The sequence below is a fragment of the Pelagimonas sp. genome, from assembly GCF_050633425.1.
Classification (GTDB): Bacteria; Pseudomonadota; Alphaproteobacteria; order Rhodobacterales; family Rhodobacteraceae; genus Pelagimonas.
On the sequence record NZ_JBOEGM010000037.1, the window covers coordinates 25,499 to 32,543 of the forward strand.

Consider the following 7,045-nt stretch of genomic DNA (forward strand, 5'->3'; position numbering starts at 1 on the left):
TATTAAATCCGCGCTGTCAAAAGCCTGTCATATAATAAGGTGTGACCAATTGGTTGCTTTCGCCCTTTTTGCCAGAGAATTTCCCCCTTCGGCTTCTGCTGTGGCGGTCAAATCAGTTTGTAGATGCCAAAATAGACGGTTCGCGGCGGCCGGCGCAGTTGGGCTTGGCGCAGACACGGCAGCTCACACCGACCTCTTCGGCCTGAACTGCGCCTTCCACCTCGCGCGGGACCGGCCGCACCAACATATGCGCTTCAAAAATCGGATCGCTGTTAACGGCAATCCCGCCAACTGGCAGCGCCAAGGCATCAACCCAGACCCCCGCCCCGGCACGTCCTTGTTGAACAAGCGGCAAAGACAAGATCACCATTGGTCGGTTCAAAGCCCGATACAGCGGCCATAAGGGACAGGCCGCCCCAAATCGCGGCATCGGAAAATCCGACAATGGCTTGCGATAGCTCAGAACCCCAGAGGCGTCACAAATTGCCAATCCGACAGGGTCAGGCAGGACATCGGCAGGCATCGCCGCCAAGCGACGCATGACCTGAGCCGGATCCGCACCAGTCGCCCGCACCAAAACAGCAGGATCGGGACCGTGTCGCGCAATCAGCGGAGCAAGCGCATCCATCGGCAGCGCCAAAGCATCGCGCGAGTATCGATTGATCCAGATTTGCAACAATTCGCGAGCCGGCGCTGATATCCCCTGCCCCAACCGATCTAGAGCGACGCTTTCGGGTTCGCCGCGTTCAAGCTCTGGGATGTGATGTCCTGCGGCTTCAAGAACCGCGTCCAGCTCTTCTTGCGGCGCTCCGGTTTCGGTGGCGGTTTCATCATCCGCCTCGAGATAGGTCACCAACCCGCGAGACGTTTCTGCCAAACGCGCGCTGTCTTCATATATGTTACGATGAAACCTGGCTTGCCAATCTGGGTCAATCTCACCCGGTTCGGCCAGGATCGAGGCTGCAGAGCGGATCGCTGTGACCGTCGACAACATCTCGTGCAAAGATGCCGCCAGATGCGGGTCGTGAGTCATCCGGTCGGTTAGGGTTTCGACATTGCGCTCAAGCGCAGCAATCCGTTGGCGGTTCGCCGATAACAGTTCCGCCCAGCCCGGAAAACGCCCTGCAAATTCATCAACCCTGTCAAGTTCTGCACCGGCCTGCGGCAAGTCCGAGGCCGCTTCGCGCAGGGTAGCGATAAGCGCGGCACCCGCACCTTCGGTCAAAAGAGCTGGTTCGACGCTCAGAACATTCGCAATGTCGAGCAAAAGCTTGCCACCGATTCTGCGCCGATTGTGTTCAATCAAGTTTAGGTACGAGGCCGAAATTCCGGCCTGTCGGGCCAGTTCAGCTTGCTTGATGCCCTGCGCGACTCGCCTTTCGCGAATACGGCTTCCGGTTAACGTGTCCCTTGGCAACGGCTTTCCCCTGCGTTTCCCTAGTCTTTTCAGCGCCTTTCTGCGCCGCAATATAAAAATCTTTACAGAATACCTTAGTCTACTTTTCATCAATTGACAAAAAAACCGTTGCGACAAAACCGCTTGTTGCGCAATTTTCTTTTACGGGACCATACTGGATTTGCACAAACGTGCGCGCATGTTCGGGATGAGGAGCCCGGGTTTGCATTTTTACGAAATGGGAGGATTTTCATGTCCAAGACCAACCTGACACGTCGTGGCGTGCTCAAGTCGGGCGCCGTTGCTGGTGCCGGCGTTGCTTTGCCAACGATTTTCACCGCTTCTTCGGCGGCTGCCTACACCAACGAGCCCACAGGCGCGTCGGTAACTCTGGGCTTCAACGTTCCACAAACCGGCCCCTATGCTGACGAGGGTGCAGACGAACTCCGCGCCTATGAGCTGGCGGTCGAGCACCTGAACGGTGGCGGCGACGGCGGCATGCTGAACACCTTTAGCTCCAAAGAGCTTAAGGGCGACGGCATCCTCGGCAAAAAGGTCGAGTTCGTCACAGGCGACACGCAGACCAAATCAGACGCAGCCCGCGCATCGGCCAAGTCGATGATCGAAAAAGACGGCGCAGTGATGATCACTGGCGGCTCTTCTTCGGGTGTTGCGATTGCTGTTCAGGGTCTGTGCCAAGAAGCTGGCGTCATCTTTATGGCTGGCCTGACACACTCGAACGACACAACCGGTAAAGACAAGAAAGCCAACGGCTTCCGTCACTTCTTTAACGGTTACATGTCCGGCGCGGCACTGGCCCCTGTTCTTAAGGGCCTCTATGGCGACGACCGTAAAGCCTATCACCTGACTGCTGACTACACCTGGGGTTGGACACAGCAGGAATCGATCGCAGCCGCGACCGAAGCTCTGGGTTGGGAAACCGTCAACAACGTTCTGACACCGCTGGCATCGACGGACTTCTCGTCCTACATCGCTCCGGTTCTGAACTCGGGTGCGGACGTTCTGGTTCTGAACCACTACGGCGGCAACATGGTCAACTCGCTGACCAACGCTGTTCAGTTCGGCCTGCGTGAAGCACAAGCCAACGGCAAAAACTTCGAAATCGTTGTGCCGCTCTTCTCGCGCCTGATGGCACGTGGTGCGGGTGAGAACATCAAGGGCATCCTTGGTTCGACAAACTGGCACTGGTCGCTGCAGGATGAAGGTTCCAAAGCCTTCGTTAAATCCTTCGGCACCAAATACGGCTTCCCGCCAAGCCAGGCTGCGCACACAACTTACTGTCAGACCCTGCTGTACGCAGACGCCTGTCAGCGTGCCGGCACCTTCAACCCATGTGGTGTTGCAGAAGCTCTGGAAGGCTTTGAGTTCGACGGTCTGGGCAACGGTAAAACACTGTACCGCGCCGAAGATCACCAGTGCTTCAAAGACGTGCTGGTTGTGAAGGGTAAAGAGAACCCAACATCCGAGTTCGACCTTCTTGAAGTTGTCGAAGTAACCCCGGCTGCTCAGGTGACTTATGATCCCGAGCACCCAATGTTTGCAGGCGGCCAGCTCGGTTCCTGTAACGCGGGCTAAACAGTTCGGCCCGGTCCCCCAAAGCGGGGCCGGGCCACCTATTTTCTGTTTCTCGAAACCTTCGCACTCTCTGGATCTCTTCGATTTTCATCGAAGGGCTTTTGGCACCTTTAACCCAATGGTGGGGTCATGGACGTATTCCTTACGCAAATCCTGAATGGGCTCGATAAGGGCTCAGCTTACGCGCTGATCGCGCTCGGGCTAACACTTATCTTCGGCACGCTTGGCGTGGTCAACTTTGCCCACGGGGCATTGTTTATGATCGGCGCTTTTTGTTCCGTTTTCCTACAACGTCTGTTGAACCTGTCCTTTGAGACAGTTGACCCAACCAAAACAGACTTTCTTGGCAACCCGGCGGTGATCAAAACCCCCTATGTCGAAAGTTGGTTTGGGCCTGAAATGGGGGCGGCCATCATCGATTGGTCAGTGCCATTGGCCGTTCTGTTTGCCATCCCGGTGATGATCGCTATCGGCTTCATCATGGAACGCGGGCTGATCAAGCATTTCTACAAACGTGAACACGCGGACCAGATTCTTGTGACCTTTGGTTTGGCCATTGTTCTCCAAGAGGTGATCAAAGCCATCTACGGTGCCAACCCAATCCAGACACCCGCCCCTGACTCACTCAGCGGCGTTGCTGTTCTGGCCGAAGGCATCGTTTATCCGGTCTGGCGGATCGTTTACTTCTTCTTCTCTGTTGTTGTCATCGGCGCTGTCTTTGCCTTCTTGCAGTTCACCACCTTTGGGATGGTTGTACGCGCGGGTATGGCGGATCGCGAAACCGTTGGCCTATTGGGGATCGACATCGACAAACGCTTTACACTGATGTTTGGTCTTGCTGCTGCGGTGGCTGGTCTTGCCGGTGTGATGTACGGACCGATCAACGCGCCCAACTATCATATGGGCATGGACTTCTTGGTCCTGAGTTTTGTTGTGGTGGTTGTCGGCGGCATGGGCTCCCTGCCCGGCGCTGTGGCCGCGGGCTTCTTGCTCGGAATTCTGGAAAGCTTTGCCTCGATGACTGTGGTGACTGAAATCATCCCCGGCATCAACCAAATCATCATCTACCTTGTCGCCATTATCATCCTTCTGGTCCGCCCACGCGGTCTGATGGGTCGCAAAGGCGTGATGGAGTAAACGACCATGCTTGGACTTGGAAAAAAAGACACATCCTTGTTGTTGGTGGTCGTCGCTCTGACGATGCTGGCACCATTCATCCTCAACCCGTTCCCGTCTGATAGCGGCATGGCACAATTCAACGCCGGTTACCCGGACTTGATGCAACGCTTTGTTATCTTTGGGATCTTTGCAATCGGCTTTAACATCCTCTTCGGCCTGACCGGCTACCTGTCCTTTGGTCATGCCGCATTTCTGGGTGTGGGCTCTTACTCGGCCGTTTGGATGTTCAAACTGCTGAGCATGAACATCCTTCCGGCGATTATCCTATCGGTGATCATTGCGGGCCTGTTCTCGCTGCTGATTGGCTGGGTCTCGCTACGCCGAACTGGGATTTACTTCTCGATCCTGACACTGGCCTTTGCCCAGATGTCCTTCGCTCTGGCCTATTCGGTTCTGACCCCGCTGACCAATGGTGAAACCGGTCTGCAGGTGACGCTCGATGATCCACGCATCCTTGGCGTATCGGCAACCGCCGATGGCTCGATCCCGGTGACCAACCTGTTTGGCCTGGAAATGCGCTCGGCCTATGATATGGCGGTTGGCCCTTGGACCTTCACCTTCTCGGCTGGCTACTATGTCTGCGCCATCGCGCTGATTGCGGCCTTCTACCTGTCGATCCGCATCTTCCGTTCGCCATTTGGCATGATGCTGCGGGCGATTAAATCCAACCAGACCCGGATGAATTATACCGGCCTGAACCCAAAGCCCTACACTCTGGCGGCCTTTGTGATCTCGGGCATGTATGCCGGTTTGGCCGGTGGTTTGATGGCCTCGATGGACCCGCTTGCCGGCGCTGAGCGCATGCAGTGGACCGCATCGGGCGAAGTTGTTCTGATGACCATCCTCGGTGGCGTCGGCACCTTGATCGGCCCAATCTTGGGCGCGGGTATGATCAAGTACTTCGAAAACATCTTCTCCAAGATCAACGACGGCGTGTTGCATACTTGGTTCAGCTTCCTGCCTGATGGGATCGAAAACTTCATGGTTGCGGTCATCCACCCGTTTGTGGGCAAAGGCTGGCACCTGACACTGGGTCTGATCTTTATGCTTGTTGTAACCTTCTTGCCCGGCGGCCTCGTCGAAGGTGGTCAGCGTATCGCCAAGGCTTTGCGCAGGAAAAACAAAGACGACGATGGCAAATCACCCTCAACCGAGCCTGCGGAATAAGGAGAGAGACGGATGGGAATTCTTGAAGTCAAAGACGTAGGCAAACGGTTTGGTGGCCTCCAAGCGCTGGGGGATGTCAATCTCAGCGTGCAGGAAAACACCTGCCACGCCATCATCGGCCCCAACGGCGCGGGCAAATCGACCTTGCTCAACTGCCTTGTTGGGAAACTGATCCCCGATACCGGGTCTGTCATGTTTGACGGCAATTCGGTGCTGGGGCGTAGCCCGCATGAAATCAACCAGATGGGTATTTCCCGCGTCTTCCAAACCCCTGAGATCTTTGGTGATCTCACGGTAATGGAAAACATGATGATCCCCCTATTTGCCAAACGTGACGGGGCCTATCGCTTGCACGCCATCGAAAGTGTTCAGGCCGAGAAAGGCCTGATCCAGCAAGCTGAAGAGATGCTTGCCGAGGTCAACATGCTCGACAAGCGCGAGATGCACTCGGCCTCGATGTCACGCGGTGACAAGCGGCGTTTGGAAATGGCCATGTGTCTGGTTCAGGATCCAAAGCTCTTGCTTTTGGACGAACCAACGGCGGGTATGGCGCGGGCCGATACCAACAACACGATCGATCTTCTCAAAGAGATCAAGGAAAAGCGCGATATCACTATCGCGATTATCGAACACGACATGCATGTTGTGTTCTCCTTGGCGGATCGCATCACCGTGTTGGCCCAAGGCACCCCGCTGGTCGAGGATACGCCCGAAAACATTAAGGGCCATCCAAAAGTACAAGAAGCCTATCTGGGCGAGACCCAACAGGTCTGATCGGGCGGGCGGTGACCCCGCCCCCCTTTCTCAAAAGAGGATAAGACATGAACGTACGTCCGGATTTTTCCAAGAACGCCAACCAAGCCGAAACGGCCCCAGCGTTCCTTTCTGTTTGGGATATGCACTCTTACTATGGTGAGAGCTACATCGTCCAAGGCATCAACTTTAACGTCCACGAAGGCGAGATTCTTGCGCTTTTGGGCCGTAACGGTGCCGGTAAAACCACCACGCTGCGCTCAATCGCACGCATGGACGACCCGCAGGTCAACCACGGTGAGATTTGGCTGGATCACAAGCCGTTGCACCTGATGAAATCGCATGAAGCGGCGACAAATGGCCTTGGCCTTGTCCCCGAAGATCGCTGCATCATCCCCGGTCTGACGGTTGAAGAAAACCTGAAGCTGGCCCAGATCGCCCCACCCATCGGCTGGTCATTGGATCGCTTGTACGACCTATTCCCGCGCCTGCGCGAACGTCGCAACCAAGAGGGCGTGACCCTGTCGGGCGGTGAGCAACAGATGTTGTCGATCGCACGCGCCTTAGCCCGTGATATCAAAGTGCTGTTGCTGGACGAACCTTACGAAGGTCTGGCCCCGGTGATCGTCGATGAGATCGAAAAGACCCTGCGGTTGATCAAAGAGCAAGGCATGACCACCATCATCGTGGAACAAAACGCCGTGCGCGCCCTGCAATTGGCCGACCGCGCGGTGATCCTCGACACGGGGTCTATTGTGTTTGACGGTTCTGCTGCCGAAGTTCTTGAGAACGAACAGCTGCGCGCCGAATACTTGGCGATCTAATAAACAATTAAGGGGTCCCGGCTATGCAAGACCAAAGTGGGCTTGCATTCCGGGGCCTTTCTCGTTTCCCTGCGCCTAAATTTCAGGAGGAGTTCCCATGTCCAAGACCTATCCACCATCATCGGCACTG

At 55.8% G+C, this 7,045-nt stretch carries 6 protein-coding genes; 5 read left to right on the forward strand and 1 reads right to left on the reverse strand.

The features are described 5' to 3' along the window. Positions 1-112 precede the first annotated feature (112 nt). Positions 113-1,417: a helix-turn-helix domain-containing protein gene (locus ACRBB0_RS24525; RefSeq protein WP_431377113.1), complete on the reverse strand. Its 1,305-nt coding sequence runs from the start codon at positions 1,415-1,417 to the stop codon at positions 113-115. 231 nt (positions 1,418-1,648) lie between these two features. On the opposite strand from ACRBB0_RS24525, the gene ACRBB0_RS24530 reads away from it, so the two are divergent. From ACRBB0_RS24530 to ACRBB0_RS24550, 5 genes are all read left to right on the forward strand, one after another. Next, positions 1,649-2,992, forward strand: a complete 1,344-nt coding sequence (locus ACRBB0_RS24530; protein WP_431377114.1) for an ABC transporter substrate-binding protein — start codon at positions 1,649-1,651, stop codon at positions 2,990-2,992. Between the two features lie 129 nt (positions 2,993-3,121). Then, complete coding sequence (locus tag ACRBB0_RS24535) at positions 3,122-4,129, forward strand: branched-chain amino acid ABC transporter permease (RefSeq protein ID WP_431377115.1); 1,008 nt, start codon at positions 3,122-3,124, stop codon at positions 4,127-4,129. Between the two features lie 6 nt (positions 4,130-4,135). Then, the gene (locus tag ACRBB0_RS24540) at positions 4,136-5,338 is read left to right on the forward strand and encodes a branched-chain amino acid ABC transporter permease (RefSeq protein ID WP_431377116.1); all 1,203 of its coding nucleotides are present in this window, start codon (positions 4,136-4,138) and stop codon (positions 5,336-5,338) included. 12 nt (positions 5,339-5,350) lie between these two features. Further along, positions 5,351-6,112, forward strand: coding sequence for an ABC transporter ATP-binding protein (locus tag ACRBB0_RS24545; RefSeq protein ID WP_431377117.1), 762 nt, complete (start codon positions 5,351-5,353; stop codon positions 6,110-6,112). 47 nt (positions 6,113-6,159) lie between these two features. After that, a complete protein-coding gene (locus tag ACRBB0_RS24550) occupies positions 6,160-6,915 on the forward strand; it encodes an ABC transporter ATP-binding protein (RefSeq protein ID WP_299930319.1) in 756 nt (251 codons plus the stop codon). Positions 6,916-7,045 lie beyond the last annotated feature (130 nt).

Bases quoted from the DNA above. Each gene is read 5' to 3' on its own strand.
- ACRBB0_RS24550 (WP_299930319.1), top strand. From the start codon at position 6,160: ATGAACGTACGTCCGGATTTTTCCAAGAACGCCAACCAAGCCGAAACG.
- ACRBB0_RS24530 (WP_431377114.1), top strand. From the start codon at position 1,649: ATGTCCAAGACCAACCTGACACGTCGTGGCGTGCTCAAGTCGGGCGCC.
- ACRBB0_RS24545 (WP_431377117.1), top strand. From the start codon at position 5,351: ATGGGAATTCTTGAAGTCAAAGACGTAGGCAAACGGTTTGGTGGCCTC.
- ACRBB0_RS24540 (WP_431377116.1), top strand. From the start codon at position 4,136: ATGCTTGGACTTGGAAAAAAAGACACATCCTTGTTGTTGGTGGTCGTC.
- ACRBB0_RS24535 (WP_431377115.1), top strand. From the start codon at position 3,122: ATGGACGTATTCCTTACGCAAATCCTGAATGGGCTCGATAAGGGCTCA.